This window comes from Allobosea sp. 67-29, assembly GCF_001898115.1.
Taxonomy (GTDB): Bacteria; Pseudomonadota; Alphaproteobacteria; order Rhizobiales; family Beijerinckiaceae; genus Allobosea.
Window position 1 is genome coordinate 130530 of the sequence record NZ_MKSQ01000026.1, and the last position, 18897, is coordinate 149426.

Sequence of the window (18897 nt, forward strand, 5' to 3'; positions counted from 1 at the left end):
AGCCGGCCGCTCTCCACCGCCGGGCTCACCGCCCTATCGCCTCCTGAGGCAGGTCCTCAGGGCTGGGCCGGCTTGTCGTCCGGACCCGGGGCGGCGGGCACAGGGGCCGGATCGGCCCGGCCGCCGGGCGGGGCGACCGGTGCCGCCGCGGCTGGCGCGTCTGCGCCGCGCTTGCGCCGGGCGATCTCGGGCGCACTGGCGAAGCCGAAGGCGGCCAGCGGCACCTCGCGCCCCTTGATCGCGACCTTGAGCGCGGTCGTGCCGGGATAGGTGCGGGCGGCGGTGCGGATCGTGTCGTCCGAGACGACGACATCGGCGAGCACGCGCCGCGTCGCCGATTCGAGCTGGCTCGCGATCATCACGGTTTCACCGACCGTGATCTCGCGGCGGCCGAGATTGTCGTTCCCGACGGCGCCGATGATGGCATTGCCGGTATGGATGCCGATGCCGATCCTCAGCGGCAGCGGCAACGCCGCGCCGAACTCGCGGTTCAGCGCCTCCACGGCGCGCACGATGTCCGCGGCTGCGGCAATCGCCGCCTGTGCGGCCCTGGCCGGCGTACCCTCGAGACCGAAGACCGCCATGAAGCCATCCCCGTAGAACGCGTCGATGCGCCCCTCATGGGCGGTGATCGCCTGGCTCATCTCGTCGAAGAAGCGATTGAGCAGCCCGATCAGCTCTTGCGGCAGCTGCCGCTCGGACAGTGCCGAGAATGCCCTGAGATCGGCGACCATGACCGTGAGGTCGCGGCGGCCGAGCATCGCGTCGGGCTCGAGGCTTCTGCCCGGCGCCGCATTGAGGCGGGAGGCGAGCAGGATCTGCACCTGAAGGTCGTCGCGCGGCCGGATCTGGCAGGCCAGCCTGACCCGATCCGGGGCGGCGATGCGCCTGAGCAGCCTGGCTTCGTTCGCTCCCGGCGCCGGCAGGGAGTCCGCGCCGTCGATCACCAGAACCCGGCAGGTGGCACAGCGCGCCCGCCCGCCGCAGAGCGCGGCATGAGGGATGCCGAACCGCCGGAACATCTCGAGCACGGTCGGCCCCGGCGCCAGCCGGCGGGTGCCGTGGCCGACGAAGCGCATCGTGATCTGCCCGGTCGTGCGGACGCGGATCTCGCGCGCGGCGACGAAGATCATGAAGCAGCCGACCAGGCCGTAGAAGACCGCCTTCGCCGACGTCACGTTGAAGGCGACCATGTCCCGCTGGGCCCGGGTGACGAGTTCGGGCGGCAGTCCCATCAGCTGCGCCTCGCGGGCTCCGACGAAGAAGCCGATCAGTGCCAGCAGCGGCACCAGGATCGCGCCAAGCAGGAACACGTCCCGCCAATGGCGGTAGCTCTCCCGCGAGCGCAGCAGGAAATGGATGCCGATCATGCCGTGCGCCCAGACCAGCAGCAGCAGCAGCGACTGGGTCAGCATCGAATAGGGCCACAGCCGCCGCAGCACGGAGTGATAGCTCTCGTCGACGTGGAAATAAGCGCCCATCACCCGGGTGTTGATGATGTGGTCGACCAGCAGCAGCGGAATCGCGAGACCGAGCGCGATCTGCAGCATCTCGCGGGCCGGCATCTTGAAGGTGCGGCGTTCGGCGACCCGCAGCAGGGCAAAGAACGGATGGACCACGAGGGAGCCGTAGAGCGCCACCGTGCCGACCCAGCTATGCCAGAACCAGTAGCGCCAGTTCTGGACCGCCTCCATCGCCTGGACGCCGAAGATTCCGACGGCGTGGTTGAGGAAATGCGAGGTCGCGAAGGCGAGCAGGACGAGTCCCGAGGCCAGGCGGATATCCCGGCTCCAGGACGAGACATGCTGCATGCCGGCGCCCATGGCGCCTCCACGGGCACCGGCATTCTGTGGCAGGCTCATGGCTGGACCCGTTCCCTCAAGCCGGTTCGCCGGCCAGCAGCGCGTTGGCGAGGCGGGCGACCCGATCCGCAAGGTCGCGGCTGACCGCAAGGCTGAATTCCGGCACCGTCTGCAGCAGCTCGAAGAACAGGTCTTTCGGAATCCGCAGGGCCAGCACGTCGGTGCCGGCCGACACCTTGCCGAGGAACTGCTTGCCGCTCAGCAGCGAAACGTCGCCGATGATGCTGCCGGCCTCCTTCTGGAAGCGGCGGCCGCCACCGTCGTCGCGCTGCTGCGCGAACTCCACGTCCCCCTGCAGGATGACATAGACTCCGTCGAGCCGCGCCGGGTCGCTGACGATGACGGAGCCGGCGGGAAAGCGCAGCCTTTCCCCCATCAGCGCGACGAGCTTGAGGCGCGAGGACGGCAGCTCGCGGAACAGCGGCAGCTCGCGCAAGCAGGCGATATCGGTTTCGAGCGTCATGACCCTACCTCCATCCGCTGGGCGCCCCCGAAACGGGGCGGCTGGCCGAGCGCATCGTTCGCGGCCTGTGGCGGCGTGCCGGCCTCGACGACACCCGTCGGCCCCTGGAAGAGCACCCGCAGGGGAACGTCCTGCAACAGGTTAGCATCTCCCATGAGAAGAAACAGCGTCATGCCGCTGCAATAGCGCCGCAACCGTTCGACGATCCCGGCAGGATCGTCCGAGATCGCCAGCAGCCCGGAGACGTCCAGCACGGCGATCTGCGGCGCCTTGATCAGGGCCTGCATCAGCGGCACCGCCTGTCGCAGGCGGGCCGGCAGATAACGCCCGCGGATGCCGCTTTCCGTATCGAGGCCGAGGCGATAGAGCGTCCCCTCCAGCCCCGCGCGCGACAGCGCCTGGTGGACCACGGCCGATACCTTGTGCTCGGCATCGGCGATGCCGTAGCCGATGCGCCCGAACAGCAGGTTGTCGCGCACGCTGGCCCCGAACATGACCCGATCCGGATCGTAGAACGCCACGTCGTCGACGGCATTGCCCGGCAGATGCCTGCGGAAGCTGGCCCGGGCGCGCAGGATTCGCTGCTGAAGACGCTGGTCGATCAGGTTGAGCCGGTGCTTGGGCTCGATATAGCCGAGCGCGAGTGCGACCAGATCGCACTCGGTTTCCGGATCGAGCGGCGAGCGCATGTCCTGCTTGGCCAGGGTCGCGGCCAGAGCGTTGAGGCGTTCGAAATCGAAGCCCGCACCGAAGGAGTAGCGCTCGAAGAGCGCGTGCCCGGTCGGCAAGCCGGCGAAGATCTCGACCACGGTCGCGACGATCCGGCTGCCCATCTCCGAGAGCGGCTCGATCAAGGCCTCTGCCCGCAGGATCGCATGGGCATAAGGCTCGAAATACAGGGTCGCGCTGTCGAAGCGGGCTGTCGTGCAGGTGCCGAAGATCAGGTTCTCGGCCATGGTCGCGTTGGAATTGTAGCGATCCGCGACGAAGGGCTCGATCAGATCGCCACGCTCGGCCCGCACGAGCTCGCGTGCGACGGCGCGCCGGGCGGTGATGATGCGCCGCCTCGCCTCCTCGCTGACGGGTGGCATCACCTTGCCGCCGAGCCCGAGATTATAGACGTCCTCGGTGCAGCCGAGCACATCGAGGAGATCGCGCACGCGCCGCGCGAGCGCCGCCCGGTCGTCGAGCCCCGCCCCGCCATAGTCGGTCCAGTCCGCCTCGAAGGGAAAGGGCGAGTTGCCGGAGCGGATCGCTTCCACGAAGCGGCGCTGCTCCCCGGCGGCAGCCTGCTCGGCCTTCAGGCCCGGCCGGTGCCGCTGCAGCGGCAGCAGGATGTTGTCCCGCATCGAGCCGGCGATGACCTCCGCCTCGTCGCCGGCGTAGCCGATGAGATGGCTCGCGCGCTCGACCGACATCGCCGCGAGGGGCTCGCCGTCGATCAGGACACGGCCGGCATAGCTGGTGGCCTGACGGCCGAGAATGCGTCCGAGAACGTCTTTTCCCCCGCCGGGAGGGCCGATCACCGCGACGATCCCCGGCCGCGATATCCTGAAGGACAGCGGCATCAGCAGCGGCTGGCCGCGATTGTCCAGCATCTGCAGCGCCTCGACCTGGATCTCGCCGGCGGCCGGCAGCGGCGTCACGGCCTTCTCCTCGTCGAGGATCAGCGTGTCGTCGCTGTTGAACTGCGAGATCACCTGGTCGTACTTGATGGTCACGTCGTTGCGCTGCTGGTCCCAGTCGATCAGCTCCTTGATCGGCGGCGGCAGATCGCGATAGGCGGCGATCACCGCGACGAGCTGGCCGATGTCGAGCCGGCCCTGCAGCGCGAAATAGCCGCCGATCGCGTAGAAGAAGAACGGCGTGATCTGCGCCAGCAGATTGTTGAGGAACTTGACCGCGAACTTGCGCTTGTAGAGCGCGTAACGGATGTCGAAGAGCGTGCCGAGGCGGCCTGCGATGTCGGACTGGACGTAAGCGGTCGCGCCATGGCCCTGGATCATCGGGCCGGCGTCGACGATTTCGCCGATGCGGCCCGCCAGCTGGCGCGAGGCAAGCTGGCGTTCGCGGCCGAGGCGCAGCTGCTCGCGCCGCAGGATCGGGATGATAATGGCCTGCGCCAGCACGATCAGCAGCGCGATGGAGCCGAGCCAAAAGCTTTGCGCCATGATGAAGACGAGCGCCGTCAGCGCCTGGCTGAGCAGGAAGACAGGCTGGATGAAGGCATCGCCGACGAAGCCGCCGATCGGCTCGACCTCGTCCTTGATCATGCTGGCGATCTCGGCCGGCTTGACGGCCCGCATCTCCTCCGGCCGGAAGCGCATGAGCTGGCTGAACAGATCGTAACGCATGCGCCGCAGCATGCGCTCGCCGAGAATGCCCTTGCGGACGTTGATGACGTATTTGAAGCCGCCATTGATCAGGACGAGCAGCAGGAAATAGCTGGACAGCCCGGCCAGCAGACCGAGCTGCCCGACCTGAATGCCGTCGAACAGCTTGAAGCTGGCCCCGCCCAGCCATGCCGGCAGATGGAGCGTGAAGTCCATCAGGGTCGTGGTCGTGCGGCCGTCCTTGAAGGCCCCGCCCTGGATGGCGTCGTTGACGATGCGCTTGGGAACGTCGAACGAGGCCCAGTTGAACGGGATCGAGACGAGGATGATCAGCAGGACGGTGATCTGCTCGCCGCGGCTCTTCTGCCAGATGTAGCGGAAAAGGTTGGGCTCCAAAGGAGGCGATCCTGTTCGGTGCGGCGAAGCGGCGCCCGGCTGCAGCGACGCCGCGGACCCGCACCAATCATATAGGGTTGACCAACTGCCGTGTACATGTGCCGTTCGACACGAAGCCGTGCCGCGCCCGCCCGGCGCGATAAGGGAACTTCATCGGCAAGACCACGCTTTCAACGTCTAGCGAGGCCGGGTAGGACTGTGATCTCTGGGGAAGCGTCAGTTCGGTTCATGGATATCCTTCGCGTCAGTGATCTGCGCATCGGCTTCACGGTTCACGGGCTGGCCCGCGACGTCGTGAAGGGCGTGAGCCTGCGGGTCCCCGCCGGCAAGACCGTCGCGCTGGTCGGCGAGTCCGGATCGGGAAAATCGGTGATCTCGCAGGCGATCATGGGCCTGCTGCCGCGCGCCGGCGACGTCACCGGCGGCGAAATCCTGTTCCGCGATCCGCTGGCGCCGGAGACCGTGATAGACATCGCCGCCCTTCCCCGCGAAGGCACCGGCATCCGGGCGCTGCGCGGCGGGCGCATCGGCATGATCTTCCAGGAGCCGATGTCGTCGCTTTCGCCGGTGCACACGATCGGCAACCAGATCGAGGAAGCCTTGCTGCTCCATCGGCCGATGCCGAAGGCGCAGGCCCGTGATCTGATCGAGGCCATGCTGAAGCGCGTCGGCTTCAAGGACCCACACCGCGCCTTCGGTCTCTATCCGTTCGAATTGTCGGGCGGCCTGCGCCAGCGCGCCATGCTGGCGATGGCGCTGATCTGCCAGCCGGCCCTGCTCATCGCCGACGAGCCGACCACCGCGCTCGACGTCACCATCCAGGCCCAGGTGCTCGACCTGATGCGCGATCTCCAGGCCGAGATGGGCATGGCGATCCTGCTGATCACCCACGATCTCGGCGTCGTCGCCAACATGGCCGACGAAGTCGTCGTGATCTTCCATGGCGAGATCATGGAGCGCGGCCCGGTCGAGGACATCTTCCGGCAGCCGCGCCACCCCTATCTCAAGGCGCTGCTCAAGGCCTCGCCGCATTTCGACATGGCGGAGGGCGAGCGTCTGGTCGCGCTGCGGGAGGCGCGCCCGCGCCCGCCCGCCGCGGCCAGGCCACCGGAGCCGCGGCCGGCGGAGGCGGCTCCGCTGCTGCGGGCGCGGCATCTCGAAAAGGCCTATGTCACCGGCTCGCGCGGCTTCTTCGGCAAGGGAAGCCTCTCGATCGTCAAGGCGGTCAACGACGTCTCCTTCGATATCCGTCGCGGCGAGTGCCTCGGCCTGGTCGGCGAGAGCGGCTGCGGCAAGACCACGGTCAGCAAGATCCTGATGCGCGCCGTCACGGCCGATGCCGGCGAGGTGATCTTCGACGACGGACGCGAGCGCGTCGATGTCCTGGCCCTCGAGGGCGAGGCCCTGCGCGCCTTCCGCCCCCGCGTCCAGATGATCTTCCAGGATCCGGTCTCCTCGCTCTCGCCGCGCATGACGGTGAAGAACATCCTGCGCGAGCCGCTCGCCATCCACGAACGTGGCGAAGGGACGGAGCAGGTCGAGCGGGTCAGCGCGCTGATGCAGGATGTCGGGCTCGATACCCGCTTCCTCAATCGCTACCCGCACTCGTTCTCGGGCGGGCAGCGCCAGCGCATCGGCATCGCCCGGGCGCTGGCCCTCGACCCCGACCTCATCATCTGCGACGAGCCGGTCTCGGCGCTGGACGTCTCCGTGCAGGCGCAGATCCTCAACCTGCTGAAGGACCTGCAGGCCGAGCGCGGACTGACCTTCCTGTTCATCTCGCACAACCTCGCGGTCGTGAACTACATGGCCGACCGGATCGCGGTGATGGCCAATGGCCGCATCGTCGAGCTGGCGCCGCGGCACGCGCTGTTCAACCGGCCCGTCCACCCCTACACCAAGGCGCTGCTGCGCTCGGTGCCGTTCGCCGATCTGGATCGCAAGCTCGACTTCAAGCTCGCCGCACCCGGCGGCGCCTCCGATGACAGCGGCTGGAACCGCGCCTTCAAGGCGGGGCCCGATAACGGCGAATTGACTCACCTGTCCCTTGGAGACGGGCACTATGTGCTGGCGCGCCCGAATACCGATGTGAAGGAGCTGGTGTCATGACGCAGCGCCGCCCGCGCCCGACACGCCGCGCAGCGCTCCTGCTCGGTTCGGCGGCGGTGGCGGGTCTCGGCCTGCCGCGCCGCCCGCGCGCCGCGCCCCGGCCGCCCTCGGCCATCGACAGCCCCTTCTTCGCCGATCGCGTGGCTGCGGGCGCATTGCCGCCGGTCGGCGATCGGCTGCCCGATATCCCGCGCGTGCTCGACATGGCGGGCCTCGGCCGCCGTGCCGGCCGCCATGGCGGCAACATCCGGCTGCTGATGGGCGACCAGCGCGACCTGCGCATGATGACGCTCTACGGCTACACCCGGCTCGTGGTCTACGACGACAACCTCGAGCTCGTCCCGGATGTGCTCGAGAGCTTCGACGTCGAGGAAGGGCGCGTCTTCACCTTGCGCCTGCGCCCCGGCCATTGCTGGTCGGACGGCTCCCCGCTGACCAGCGAGGATTTCCGCTACTGGTGGGAGGACGTCGCCAACAACGAGCGTCTCTCACCGGGCGGCCCTCCCCAGGCCTTGCTCTCGGCCGGGGAGCCGCCGGTCTTCGAGGTCCTGAGCGAGACCGAGATTCGCTACAGCTGGCAGTCGCCCAACCCGATCTTCCTGCCCGCGCTCGCCGCGGCCCAGCCGACCTACATCTTCATGCCCTCGCAATATCTGCGGCAGTTCCACGAGCGCCATGCGCGCAAGCACGAGCTCGCCATGAAGATCAAGGAGAACCGGGTCCGCGACTGGGGCGCGCTGCACGAGCGCAACTCGCGCATGTACCGCCCGGAGAACCCCAAGCTGCCGACGGTCGAGCCCTGGCGCAACACCACGCCCCTGCCCGCCGAGCAGTTCGTCTTCGAGCGCAACCCCTATTTCCACCGCATCGACGAGAATGGCCGGCAACTGCCCTATGCCGACGAGGCGACGATGACCATCGGCACCAGCTCGCTGATCCCGGCCAAGACGGCTGCGGGGGAAGCCGACCTTCAGGCCCGCTATCTGCGCTTCGACAACTATACCTTCCTCAAGGAAGCCTCGAAGCGGATGAACTTCGACGTCCGCCTGTGGAAGCGGGCCGAAGGCGCCTACTTCGCCCTGTTGCCGAACCTCAATGCCATCGACCCCGTCTGGCGCGATCTCAACCGGGACGTCCGCTACCGCCGGGCGATTTCGGTGGCCATCAACCGCGCCGACGTCAACAAGGTGATCTTCTTCGGGCTCGCGCGGGAGAGCGGCAATACGGCGCTGCCCGAAAGCCCGCTCTACGACCCGGCGCTCGCCGCCGCCTGGATTCAGCACGACCCCACCCTCGCCAACCAGTTGCTCGACGAGATCGGGCTGACCAGGCGCGACGACGACGGCATCCGCCTGTTCCCGGACGGGCGCCGGCTGGAATTCACCGTCGAGACCGCCGGCGAGAACACCGAGGAGACCGACATCCTCGACCTGCTGAAGCAGGATTTCCTGGCGGTCGGGATCAAGATCTATCCGCGTTCGGCCCAGCGCGACGTCTTCCGTCGCCGCATCCTGGCCGGCCAGACCGTGATGTCGGCCTGGGCCGGCATGGACAACGCGCTGGTCACGCCGGACATGGAGCCAGACGCGCTGGCCCCGACCTCCTCCGCCCAGTTCGAATGGCCGCGCTGGGGCCAGTTCTTCGAGACCAACGGCCGGGAAGGCGAGCGCCCTGCCCTGCCCGAGGCGAACGAACTCGTGCGCCTCTACGGCGAGTGGCGCCTGAGCGTGACCACCCGCCAGCGGCGCGAGATCTGGCGGCAGATGCTGCGGATCAACGCCGAGCAGCTCTTCACGATCGGCGTCATCAACAGCACCTTGCAGCCGATCGTCGTGTCCAAGGACCTCAACAACGTGCCGGAGCAGGGGCTCTACAGCTTCGAGCCCGGCGCCTTCCTGGGGCGCTATCTGCCTGACACCTTCTGGTTCGAGGCGCGAAAGACCGAGGGCGAGGGCTGAGCGGTGCTGCTTCGCTATATCCTCAAGCGCATGCTGATCATGATCCCGACGCTGCTGGTCACCAGCGCGTTGATCTTCACCGTCATCAACCTGCCTGAAGGCGACTATTTCGAGACGATGGCGGCCGAGATGCAGGCCCAGGGTGAGAAGGCCGACATGAGCCGCATCGAGTTCCTCAAGAAGGAGTACGGCTTCGACAAGCCGCCCCTGGAGCGCTATGTCCGCTGGGTCGCCGGCCTCGTCCACGGCGACATGGGGTACTCCTTCGAGTACCAGCGCCCCGTGCGCGACATCGTCGGCGACCGGCTGCTGCTGACGATGATCGTCTCCTTCGCCACCATCATCTTCACCTGGCTCGTCGCCTTCCCGATCGGCATCTATTCGGCGACGCATCAATACAGCTGGGGCGATTACGGCCTGACCTTCATCGGCCTGATCGGCCTCGCCGTGCCGCATTTCCTGCTGGCGCTCGTCTTCATGTACTTCGCCAACATCTGGTTCGGGATCTCGATCGGCGGGCTCGTCGATCCGCAATACCTCAACCAGCCGATGAGCTGGGCGAAGCTCAAATCGGTGCTCGAGCATCTCTGGATTCCGGTCATCATCATCGGCGCCGGCGGCACCGCCGGCATGATCCGCGCGCTGCGCGCCAACCTGCTCGACGAACTGCAGAAGCAGTACTACGTCACGGCGCGCGCGAAGGGCCTGCCGCCCGGCAAGGCGCTGCGCAAGTACCCCCTGCGCATGTCGCTCAACTTCTTCATCTCGGATATCGGCGACATCCTGCCCTCGATCGTCTCGGGCGCCGAGGTCGTCGCCATCGTGCTGTCGCTCCAGACCACCGGCCCGCTGCTCATCCGAGCCCTGCAGGCCCAGGACATGTATCTCGCCGGGTCCTTCCTGATGTTCCTTTCCTTCCTGACCGTGATCGGCGTCCTGATCTCGGACATCGCGCTGGCCATTCTCGATCCGCGCATCCGCTTGCAGGGAGCGGCGACGAAGTGACGGCGAACACGCTCAAGGATCTGCCGCCGGACGGCGCGCCGCTGCCCCATGCGGCCTCCACCGCCCCGTTCGAGCCCTACGCCACAGAGGAGATGACGCCCGAGCAGGAGCGGGTCTACCTCGCCTCGCAATGGCAGCTGATGTGGTGGAAGTTCCGCAAGCACAGGCTGGCGGTGATCTCCGCCGTGGTGATCGTCGTCATCTACGGCATGGCCGCCTTCGCCGAGTTCCTCGCGCCCTATCACTATACCACGCGCAACACCGACTTCATCCGCGCGCCCGGCCAGCAGGTCAGGCTCTTCCACGAGGGCGCCTTCGTCGGCCCCTTCGTCTACCCCTACAGGCTCCACCTCAACATGGAGAACCTGAAGCGGGAGTACACCGAAGACCGCGCCAACCCGCAGAAGCTGCGCTTCTTCTGCCGCGGCGACGGCTACACCTTCTGGGGCCTGCTACCGGGGAACCTGCATTTCGTCTGCCCCCCCGAGGGCAGCACCTTCTTCTTCCTCGGCTCCGACCGGCTCGGCCGCGACATGCTCTCGCGGATCCTCTATGGCGGCCGCATCTCGCTTTCGATCGGCCTGATCGGCGTCAGCATCTCCTTCGTGCTCGGCGTCATCATCGGCGGCATCGCCGGCTACTATGGCGGCCGGATCGATCTGGTGATCCAGCGCATCATCGAGATCGTGCAGTCGCTGCCGCACATACCGCTCTGGCTCGCGCTGGCCTCGATCATGCCACCCTCGTGGAGCCCGCTGCTGGTCTATTTCGGCATTACCGTCATCCTCGGCCTGATGGACTGGACCGGGCTCGCCCGGTCGGTGCGCTCCAAGCTGCTGTCGCTGCGCGAGGAGGACTATGTCGTCGCGGCGCAGCTCATGGGCGCGAAGCCCCGGCGCATCATCGCGCTGCACCTGGTGCCCGGCTTCATGAGCCACCTCATCGCCTCCGCGACGATCACCATCCCGCGCACCATTCTCGGCGAGACCGCGCTCTCCTTCCTCGGCCTCGGCCTCAGGCCGCCGATCACGAGCTGGGGCGTGATGCTCAACGAGGCGCAGAACATCAATGTGGTGGCGCTCTATCCCTGGTTGCTCTATCCCGTCGTCCCCGTGATCGTGATCATCCTCGCCTTCAACTTCCTCGGCGACGGCCTGCGCGACGCGGCCGACCCCTATCGCTAGAGCAGCTCTGCACCGCCCCAAGACAGCTTTGCGCATCGCGTTCCACACCCCGCTCAACCTGTTCGCCGATGGCGGCGTCTCCGGCGACCGGCGCATGGCGCGCCAGCTCGTCGCGGCTCTGGAATCGCTCGGCCACGTCGTCGAGCCCGTGAAGATCGGGCGCGGCTATCTGCGGGATTCTGAGGCCGCCAGTCTCGCCTGCCTTCAGGCCGAAGCCGAGGCCCTGCGGGAAAACCTGCTTGCAAGCTGGCGGGACGGGACGGCCGCGGCTCCCGATCTCTGGTTCACCTATCACAACTACTATCGCGCCCCGGACCTGCTCGGCCCGGAGATCGCGACGGCGCTCGACATCCCGTATGTCACGGCGGAAGCCAGCGATGCGGCACGCCGTGCCCATGACGAATGGGCACCGCACACCGCCATCGTGCGCCGCGGGCTCGATGCTGCCGACCTGCATTTCCATTTCACCGAGCGGGACCGGCTGGGGCTGGAGCCCTGGCGGCGGGAGGGAATCGCCCTCCTGCCGCTGCCGCCCTTCATCGCCTTCGACCGCAACCCGCCCCGACGGATTGCCGACGGCGGCCCGCCGCGGCTGATCACCATCGCCATGATGCGCGAAGGCACCAAGCAGAACAGCTATCTGGCGCTCGCCCGCATCCTCGACCGCATTCGCGATGCGGATTGGCGCCTCAGCATCGTCGGCGACGGCCGCAAGCGCGGCGAGATCGAACAGGCGTTCTCAGGCTTCCCCGCCGGACGCGTCGCCTTTCTCGGGCTGCTCGATCGCGAGCGCGCGCTAGGCGAGTTGTCACATCACGACATCTTCGTCTGGCCGGGCGTGCGCGAGGCCTATGGGCTGGTCTACCTCGAGGCGCAGGCGACCGGCCTGCCTGTCGTCGCCTTCGACAGCGGCGGCGTGTCGGCGACGGTCCAGCGCGACGAGACCGCGCTGCTGGCGCCGGAGGGCGATGAAGCAGCCTTCGCCGCGGCGCTCGCCGGGCTGCTGCGGGACGGCGCCCGCCGCGCCGCCATGGGCAAGGCGGCGCGGCGCTTCGTCCTGAGCGAGCGAACCATGGCGCGGGCAGCGGAAAGACTGGCCGAGGGCCTTGCGATCGCCTGCCGCAACCGCAGCCTCAAGCGCCAGGCTCGCGCCGGAGGCGCGCCGCTGCCATGACCGCCTCTGCCTGGGCTCCCCTCCTGGCCGAGCTCGATCGCTGGCATGCAACCGGCCGGCGGTTGCGGCTGTGGCTGCGCGATGACGACGCCGTCGCGCCGAGCGCCGCGCTCGACCGGCTGTCGGCCGCCGCCGCGCGCTTCGACGTCCCGATTCTGCTGGCGGTCATCCCGATGCTGGCCGATGCGGCATTGGCCGACGCGCTGCGCGGCAGGCTGCTGCTGCCCTGCCAGCACGGTTGCTGGCATCGCAACCACGCACCGGCCGGCGCGAAGAAATCCGAATTCGGCCCGGACCGTGCGGCCGATGCCGTCGACGCCGAGATCGCGCAAGCCTGGCGGCGCCTGCGCGATCTTCTGGGCGAAACCCTCCTCCCGATCTTCGTGCCGCCGTGGAATCGAATCGATCCGCGCCACGCGGCCCGGCTGCCCGCACTGGGCTTCGCCGGCCTGTCCTGTTTCCGCGACCATCGCAACGGGCCCGACGGCGGCCCGGCGCTCCTCAACACCCATGTCGATGTCATGGACTGGCATGGCGGGCGGGTGGGCAGGAGCGCCGCCGCGTTGGTCGGCGAGATCGCAACTCTGCTGGCAGGATGGCGCGAGGACGAGCCCGGCGCGGATGCGCTCGGCCTGTTGCTGCATCATCGCGACCACGACGAAGCCGCCTGGAGCGTCCTCGACGATCTGCTGACGATCGTGGCCGCTCACCCGGCCGCCGCCTTCGCCGATCCACGCAGCCTGCTTTACCCGGACGGGCTTGCCTGAAAAACCCGCTCAACCGGCGTTCAGACGGGCTTGGATCGGCTCGGGCCGCAGGCTATAGATGGGTACAGCCACGCCCCGGCATGGCTGTCTGGTGTGCTCGGCCCCGCCAGGAAGTCGTCTGACCTGTTCCGGAGGCCGGCGTTCCATGTCGTCCAACGTCATCGATCTGGCGAGCCCCGAACGGAGCCCGCGCAGTTCCCACGCTCCGCGTGTGCTGATCTACAGCCACGACACCTTCGGGCTCGGCCATATCCGGCGGTGCCGCGCCATCGCCAATGCGCTGATCGCGAGCTTTCCGCACATCTCCATCCTGATCGTCTCGGGCTCCTCCGTGATCTCGAGCTTCCAGTTCGGGGACGGGGTCGACTACGTCCGCATCCCCGGCGTCGAGAAGCAGAGCGACGGCCATTACGGCCCGCACCACCTCAACCTGGATCTCGACGATACGATCCGGCTGCGCACCGAGATCATCAAGCAGACCGTCCTCTCCTTCGATCCGGACGTCGTCATCGTCGACAAGGAGCCCGTCGGGCTGCGCGGCGAGCTTAAGCCGGCGCTCGATATCCTGCGCCGCCGCGGGGCGCGCATCGTTCTGGGCCTGCGCGACGTCCTCGACGAGCCGGCCAAGCTCCTCGAAGAGTGGCGGCACAGCGGCGCGCTCGACGCGCTGGACACGATCTATGACGATATCTTCGTCTACGGGCTGGAAAGCGTCTATCAGCCGCTGGCCGGCCTGCCGAACCAGCAGCGCTTCGCGGGCAAGACCCGCTATCTCGGCTACCTCAAGCGGGCCGTCCCCAGCCCGATGCCGCCCAACCGCTATCCGCGCGTCACCAAGCAGCCCTTCATCCTCGTCACCCCGGGAGGCGGCGGCGATGGCGCCGGCGTGATCGACTGGGTGATCTCCGCCTATGAAGCCGACGGCACCATTGCCCTGCCGGCGCTGATCGTCTTCGGCCCCTTCATGTCGCGCGAGAAGCGCAAGGAGTTCGCCGAGCGGATCGCGCGCAACCCGAAGCTGGAAGGCCTGGGCTTCGAGCCGCGGCTCGAGCTGCTGATGAACCGTGCCCACTGCGTCGTCGCCATGGGCGGCTACAACACCTTTTGCGAGATCCTCTCCTTCGACAAGCCGGCGCTGATCGTGCCGCGCGTGCGCCCCCGCCTCGAACAGGCGATTCGCGCCGGCCGCGCCGAAGAGCTCGGGCTGATCGATGTGCTCTACGATCCCTCGCAGAACGGCGAGGGCGAGCGCGATCCGATGGTCATGGCTGCCGCGCTCCACGCCTTGCCGAAGCGGCTGCCGCCCTCCCAGGCTTTCGTGCCGGACCTGCTGGACGGTCTTCCGACGATCTGCCGCGCGCTCGCCGACGACCTGTCCCCTCCGGTTCGCGGCCGCGCCCCGGCGCCGAGCGCCGTTTCGAGCTGACGGTTCCCGACTTGCGGCGATGCTGCCACTGGCAAAGCACTCGCGAGGGCTTTAAGCCTGAAACATGACGCTTTCGAACTCCCTGGTCCCCGTCGCCATCGGCGCCGTCGCCGTCGTCCTCCTGCTCGGATTGATCAACATGATGCGGGGTGGCAGCGCCAACACCTCGCAAAAGCTGATGCAGCTGCGCGTCCAGCTCCAGTTCCTGGCCATCGTCATCATCGTCTTCGTCCTGTGGTGGCGCAGCGGCGGGTGATCCGACCCCTCCTTGCAAGCCATTGATTTCATAGGACGTGACCAGAGATGAAGCTGGGGATCGCGGCGGTCGCAGAATGACCTCGCCACAATCCGAACACGGGTATGTGTGCTTCACTAACGCCAGCTCTCACCTTTCCCCGGTCGTCATGGTTCGCGTCGCGTTGCTCCTTCTTGCCAGTTGCCTGCTCAGTGTCCCGAGCTGGGCTCAGTCGGGGCCTCTGCCGCCAAACGTATCGAGCTATGCCCCTGCCACCCAGGCCCCGGCGCCAGGCTGGGAAGCGCGAATCGGCGGCGGCGTCGCCAATCCAGGCGGCCGTGAGGGGGGGCTGCTCAATATCGGCGGCGAACTTCTGACGCCACGGATCGTCCCTCTCAGCGATCGCTTCGCCGCCGCCTTCATTCCCCGCTTCAACATCGGCTCAAGCATCAATCTCAACGGGACGCGCTATGCCTATGCCGGAGCGACCTGGACGTTCGACATCGGCCGCGACATCTTCGTGGAGGCCAGCCTCGCGGCGGCGCTGCATGACGGCAAGACGGGCACGATCATCCCGGTGAATCGCCTCAGCCTCGGCTGCGACACCGGCACGCGCGAGGCCGCGGCGCTCGGCTTCCGCCTCTCCAACCGCTGGAGCCTCGTCACCTCGCTGGAGCATTTCAGCACGGCCGGCTGCTCCGGCCAGCCCGGAGCGCCCTCTCCGCGCGGCCCCGCAAATTTCGGCGCCAAGCTCGGCTACACCTTCTGACGGCCGGATCAGCGGCAAGAGCCAGCTTCCGTCGGCGCCGCGTCGCGCTATAAGCGAGGCATGGTTAAGCTCAACCGCATCTACACCCGCACCGGCGACAACGGCTCGACCGGCCTGACCGCCGGCCCGCGTCGTCCGAAATACGACCTGCGGGTCGCCGCCTACGGCACGGTCGACGAAACCAACGCATGCATCGGCCTGGCGCGGCTTCATGCCGCAGCCGAGGATTCCACCGTCGACGGAATGCTCGCGCGGATCAGCAACGACCTGTTCGATCTCGGCGCGGATCTCTCGACGCCCGAAACCGACACCCCCCTTTCCTTCGAGCCGCTACGGGTCGTCCAGGCTCAGGTCGACAGGCTCGAAAGCGAGATCGACACCCTCAACCAAGCACTGGCGCCGCTGCGCTCCTTCGTGCTGCCGGGTGGCACGGCGGCGGCGACCCACCTCCATCTCGCCCGCACGGTCAGCAGGCGCGCCGAGCGCCTCATGGTCGAGCTCGCCGCGACCGAGGGCGAGGCCGTGGCGCCACCCGCCCTGAAATACATCAACCGCCTGTCGGATTTCCTGTTCGTCGCCTCCCGCTTCCTCAATGCCAAGGCCGGCGGCGACGTGCTCTGGATCCCCGGCCAGAACCGCTGAGCCCGGCATGTTCGTCCCGATCTACGATGGGGTTCCCCTGCGCTTCACCCGCTCGGCCTTCGTGACCTACGGGCTGATCGCGGCATGCACGTTGTTCCAGCTCGCGCTCAGCTTCGGGCCGCATCGGGAGAACGACATCGCGGTTCTCGCCGGCTTCGGCCTGATTCCCTCGGTGCTCTTCGGCGCGGCGCAGCTGCCCGAAGGTCTCGCCCATGCGCCCCCTTGGCTCACGCTGTTCAGCAACATCCTGCTGCACGCCAGCTTTGCGCATCTGCTCGGCAACATGCTGTTCCTCTGGGTCTTCGGCGACAACGTCGAGGATGCGATGGGCCATGCCCGCTTTCTCGCTTTCTTCTTCCTGTGCGGTCTCGGCGGGTCGCTGGCCCATGCGCTGGCCAATCCGGACTCCGAGCAGCCTCTGGTCGGGGCTTCCGGCGCGATCTCGGGGGTGATCGCGGCCTATCTCATGCTTTACCCGCGCGTCCGCGTCTGGGGGCTCGCCTTCAAGTGGATCCCGGTGCATGTCCCGGCCGTCTACACCCTCGGCGGCTGGATCCTGTTCCAGGCTGCCTCGGCCTGGTTCGATCCGCAGGGCAATATCGGCTGGTGGGCCCATCTCGGCGGTCTCGCCACCGGGGCGGCATTGACGCCGCTTTTCATCCGGCGCGGCGTCCGCCTGTTCGGGCGGCGGATAGCCGGGTCGTGATGCCATGCCTCCTCACCCGAAGCCCCGGGGAACCGCGCACCCTGACGCCGTTGACAAGCGCAAATACCCGTCGCTACGGTCCGACCGCATTCCAGCCTAGGGCCGCGATGCCGCCATTCCGCCATTGTGATCGGCGGTGCGGCGCGAGGCGCATCTCTTCTGAACGGTGATCTGGCGATGAAGATCTTGGTGCCCGTCAAGCGGGTGGTTGATTACAACGTGAAGATCCGCGTGAAGGCGGACGGGTCCGGCGTCGAGCTGGCCAATGTGAAGATGTCGATGAACCCGTTCGACGAGATCGCGGTCGAAGAGGCGCTGCGCCTCAAGGAAGCCGGCAAGGCGACCGAGGTGGTCGTGGTTTCGATCGGCCCGGCGCAGGCCGCCGAGACGATCCGCACAGGTCTGGCGATGGGCGCCGACCGCGGCATCCTCGTGAAGGTCGACGGCATCGTCGAGCCGCTCGCCGTCGCCAAGCTCCTGAAGAAGGTGGTCGAGCAGGAGGCCCCCGGCCTCGTCATCCTCGGCAAGCAGGCGATCGACGACGATTGCAACCAGACCGGCCAGATGCTGGCGGCCCTGCTGGGCTGGGGCCAGGGTACCTTCGCCTCGAAGGTCGAGCTTGGCACCGACAGCGTCGACGTCACCCGCGAGGTCGATGGCGGCCTGCAGACCGTGTCGCTGAAGCTGCCGGCGATCGTCACCACCGACCTGCGCCTGAACGAACCGCGCTATGCCTCGCTGCCCAACATCATGAAGGCGAAGAAGAAGCCGCTCGACGAGACCACGGCCGAGGCGCTCGGCGTCGACGTGTCGCCCCGTCTCAAGGTGCTGAAGACAGCCGAGCCCGCCGGCCGCTCCGCCGGCGTCAAGGTGGCGAACGCCGCCGAACTCGTCTCCAAGCTCAAGACCGCCGGGGTGATCTGATGACCACGCTGCTGATCGCCGAACACGACAACGCCTCGCTCAAGGACGCCACCGCCAAGGCGCTGAGCGCCGCCGCCCAGCTCGGCGCACCCGTCCACATCCTCGTCGCCGGCCAGGGCTCGAAGGCCGCTGCCGATGCGGCTGCAAAGCTCGCCGGCGTCGAGAAGGTGCTGCTCGCCGATGACGCCGCTTACGGCCACGCGCTGGCCGAGCCGCTCGCCGCGCTGATCGTCAAGCTCGCCGACGGCTACGACGCGATCGTTGCCCCGTCCACAACCACCGGCAAGAACGTGTTGCCGCGCGTCGCCGCCCTGCTCGACGTGATGCAGGTCTCGGATGTCAGCAAGATCGTCTCGCCCGATACCTTCGAGCGCCCGGTCTATGCCGGCAATGCCATTCAGACGGTGCAGTCGACCGACGCCAAGAAGCTTTTGACCATCCGCACCGCCTCCTTCCAGGCGGCCGGCGAAGGCGGCTCGGCCGCGGTCGAGAGCGTCTCGGCCGCCGAGAACCCCGGCAATTCGTCCTTCAAGGGCGAGGAGGTCGCCAAGTCCGACCGTCCGGAGCTGGCTTCGGCCAAGATCATCATCTCGGGCGGGCGCGCGCTGGGGTCGGCCGAGAACTTCGGCAAGGTGATCGAGCCCGTCGCCGACAAGCTCGGTGCCGCCATGGGCGCCTCGCGCGCCGCGGTCGATGCCGGCTACGCCCCGAACGACTGGCAGGTCGGCCAGACCGGCAAGGTCGTCGCCCCCGAGCTCTACATCGCCGTCGGCATCTCCGGCGCGATCCAGCATCTCGCCGGCATGAAGGATTCGAAGGTCATCGTCGCCATCAACAAGGACGAGGAAGCCCCGATCTTCCAGATCGCCGATTACGGCCTCGTCGGCGACCTCTTCACCGTCCTGCCGGAGCTCGACGCCGAATTGGCGAAGGCCGGCAAGTAA

The 18897-nt window shown here is 67.8% G+C and carries 16 protein-coding genes; 13 read left to right on the forward strand and 3 right to left on the reverse strand.

The features are described from left to right. Positions 1–56 precede the first annotated feature (56 nt). Genes BGO20_RS19690 through BGO20_RS19700 form a run of 3 tightly spaced genes read right to left on the reverse strand, consistent with a single transcriptional unit; the run spans position 57 to position 5054 of the window. Positions 57–1862: an adenylate/guanylate cyclase domain-containing protein gene (locus tag BGO20_RS19690; protein ID WP_291659168.1), complete on the reverse strand. Its 1806-nt coding sequence runs from the start codon at positions 1860–1862 to the stop codon at positions 57–59. A gap of 16 nt (positions 1863–1878) precedes the next feature. Next, positions 1879–2325, reverse strand: a complete 447-nt coding sequence (locus BGO20_RS19695) for a Crp/Fnr family transcriptional regulator (RefSeq protein WP_291659169.1) — start codon at positions 2323–2325, stop codon at positions 1879–1881. Further along, positions 2322–5054, reverse strand: a complete 2733-nt coding sequence (locus tag BGO20_RS19700) for an ABC transporter transmembrane domain-containing protein (RefSeq protein WP_291659170.1) — start codon at positions 5052–5054, stop codon at positions 2322–2324. The genes BGO20_RS19695 and BGO20_RS19700 overlap by 4 nt, the downstream gene beginning before the upstream one ends. A 228-nt stretch (positions 5055–5282) precedes the next feature. On the opposite strand from BGO20_RS19700, the gene BGO20_RS19705 reads away from it, so the two are divergent. The 13 genes from BGO20_RS19705 to BGO20_RS19765 all read left to right on the forward strand — a co-directional run bounded on the left by BGO20_RS19705 (position 5283) and on the right by BGO20_RS19765 (position 18897). Then, positions 5283–7163 carry an ABC transporter ATP-binding protein gene (locus BGO20_RS19705; protein ID WP_291659171.1) on the forward strand — a complete coding sequence of 627 codons (1881 nt, stop codon included), beginning with the start codon at positions 5283–5285 and terminating at the stop codon, positions 7161–7163. Then, entirely contained in the window at positions 7160–9121 is a 1962-nt protein-coding gene (locus tag BGO20_RS19710) for an ABC transporter substrate-binding protein (RefSeq protein WP_291659172.1), read from the forward strand. Before BGO20_RS19705 ends, BGO20_RS19710 begins: the two co-directional genes overlap by 4 nt. Before the next feature lie 6 nt (positions 9122–9127). Then, entirely contained in the window at positions 9128–10126 is a 999-nt protein-coding gene (locus BGO20_RS19715; protein ID WP_291659924.1) for an ABC transporter permease, read from the forward strand. Continuing rightward, on the forward strand, positions 10123–11310 hold the full coding sequence (locus BGO20_RS19720) for an ABC transporter permease (protein ID WP_291659173.1): 1188 nt from the start codon (positions 10123–10125) through the stop codon (positions 11308–11310). Before BGO20_RS19715 ends, BGO20_RS19720 begins: the two co-directional genes overlap by 4 nt. Before the next feature lie 28 nt (positions 11311–11338). Then, positions 11339–12484, forward strand: a complete 1146-nt coding sequence (locus tag BGO20_RS19725) for a glycosyltransferase family 4 protein (RefSeq protein ID WP_291659174.1) — start codon at positions 11339–11341, stop codon at positions 12482–12484. A gap of 62 nt (positions 12485–12546) precedes the next feature. Then, the gene (locus BGO20_RS19730) at positions 12547–13251 is read left to right on the forward strand and encodes a polysaccharide deacetylase family protein (RefSeq protein WP_291659175.1); all 705 of its coding nucleotides are present in this window, start codon (positions 12547–12549) and stop codon (positions 13249–13251) included. Between the two features lie 145 nt (positions 13252–13396). Then, positions 13397–14677 carry a glycosyltransferase family protein gene (locus BGO20_RS19735; protein ID WP_291659176.1) on the forward strand — a complete coding sequence of 427 codons (1281 nt, stop codon included), beginning with the start codon at positions 13397–13399 and terminating at the stop codon, positions 14675–14677. 64 nt (positions 14678–14741) lie between these two features. Beyond that, positions 14742–14933 carry a twin transmembrane helix small protein gene (locus BGO20_RS19740; RefSeq protein ID WP_291659177.1) on the forward strand — a complete coding sequence of 64 codons (192 nt, stop codon included), beginning with the start codon at positions 14742–14744 and terminating at the stop codon, positions 14931–14933. A 163-nt stretch (positions 14934–15096) separates the two neighbouring features. Continuing rightward, positions 15097–15681, forward strand: coding sequence for an acyloxyacyl hydrolase (locus tag BGO20_RS19745; protein ID WP_291659178.1), 585 nt, complete (start codon positions 15097–15099; stop codon positions 15679–15681). Between the two features lie 60 nt (positions 15682–15741). Then, positions 15742–16323: a cob(I)yrinic acid a,c-diamide adenosyltransferase gene (locus BGO20_RS19750; protein WP_291659179.1), complete on the forward strand. Its 582-nt coding sequence runs from the start codon at positions 15742–15744 to the stop codon at positions 16321–16323. 7 nt (positions 16324–16330) lie between these two features. Next, positions 16331–17029, forward strand: a complete 699-nt coding sequence (locus tag BGO20_RS19755; RefSeq protein ID WP_291659180.1) for a rhomboid family intramembrane serine protease — start codon at positions 16331–16333, stop codon at positions 17027–17029. Between the two features lie 177 nt (positions 17030–17206). Then, positions 17207–17953, forward strand: coding sequence for an electron transfer flavoprotein subunit beta/FixA family protein (locus tag BGO20_RS19760; RefSeq protein ID WP_291659181.1), 747 nt, complete (start codon positions 17207–17209; stop codon positions 17951–17953). Continuing rightward, entirely contained in the window at positions 17953–18897 is a 945-nt protein-coding gene (locus tag BGO20_RS19765) for an electron transfer flavoprotein subunit alpha/FixB family protein (protein WP_291659182.1), read from the forward strand. Before BGO20_RS19760 ends, BGO20_RS19765 begins: the two co-directional genes overlap by 1 nt.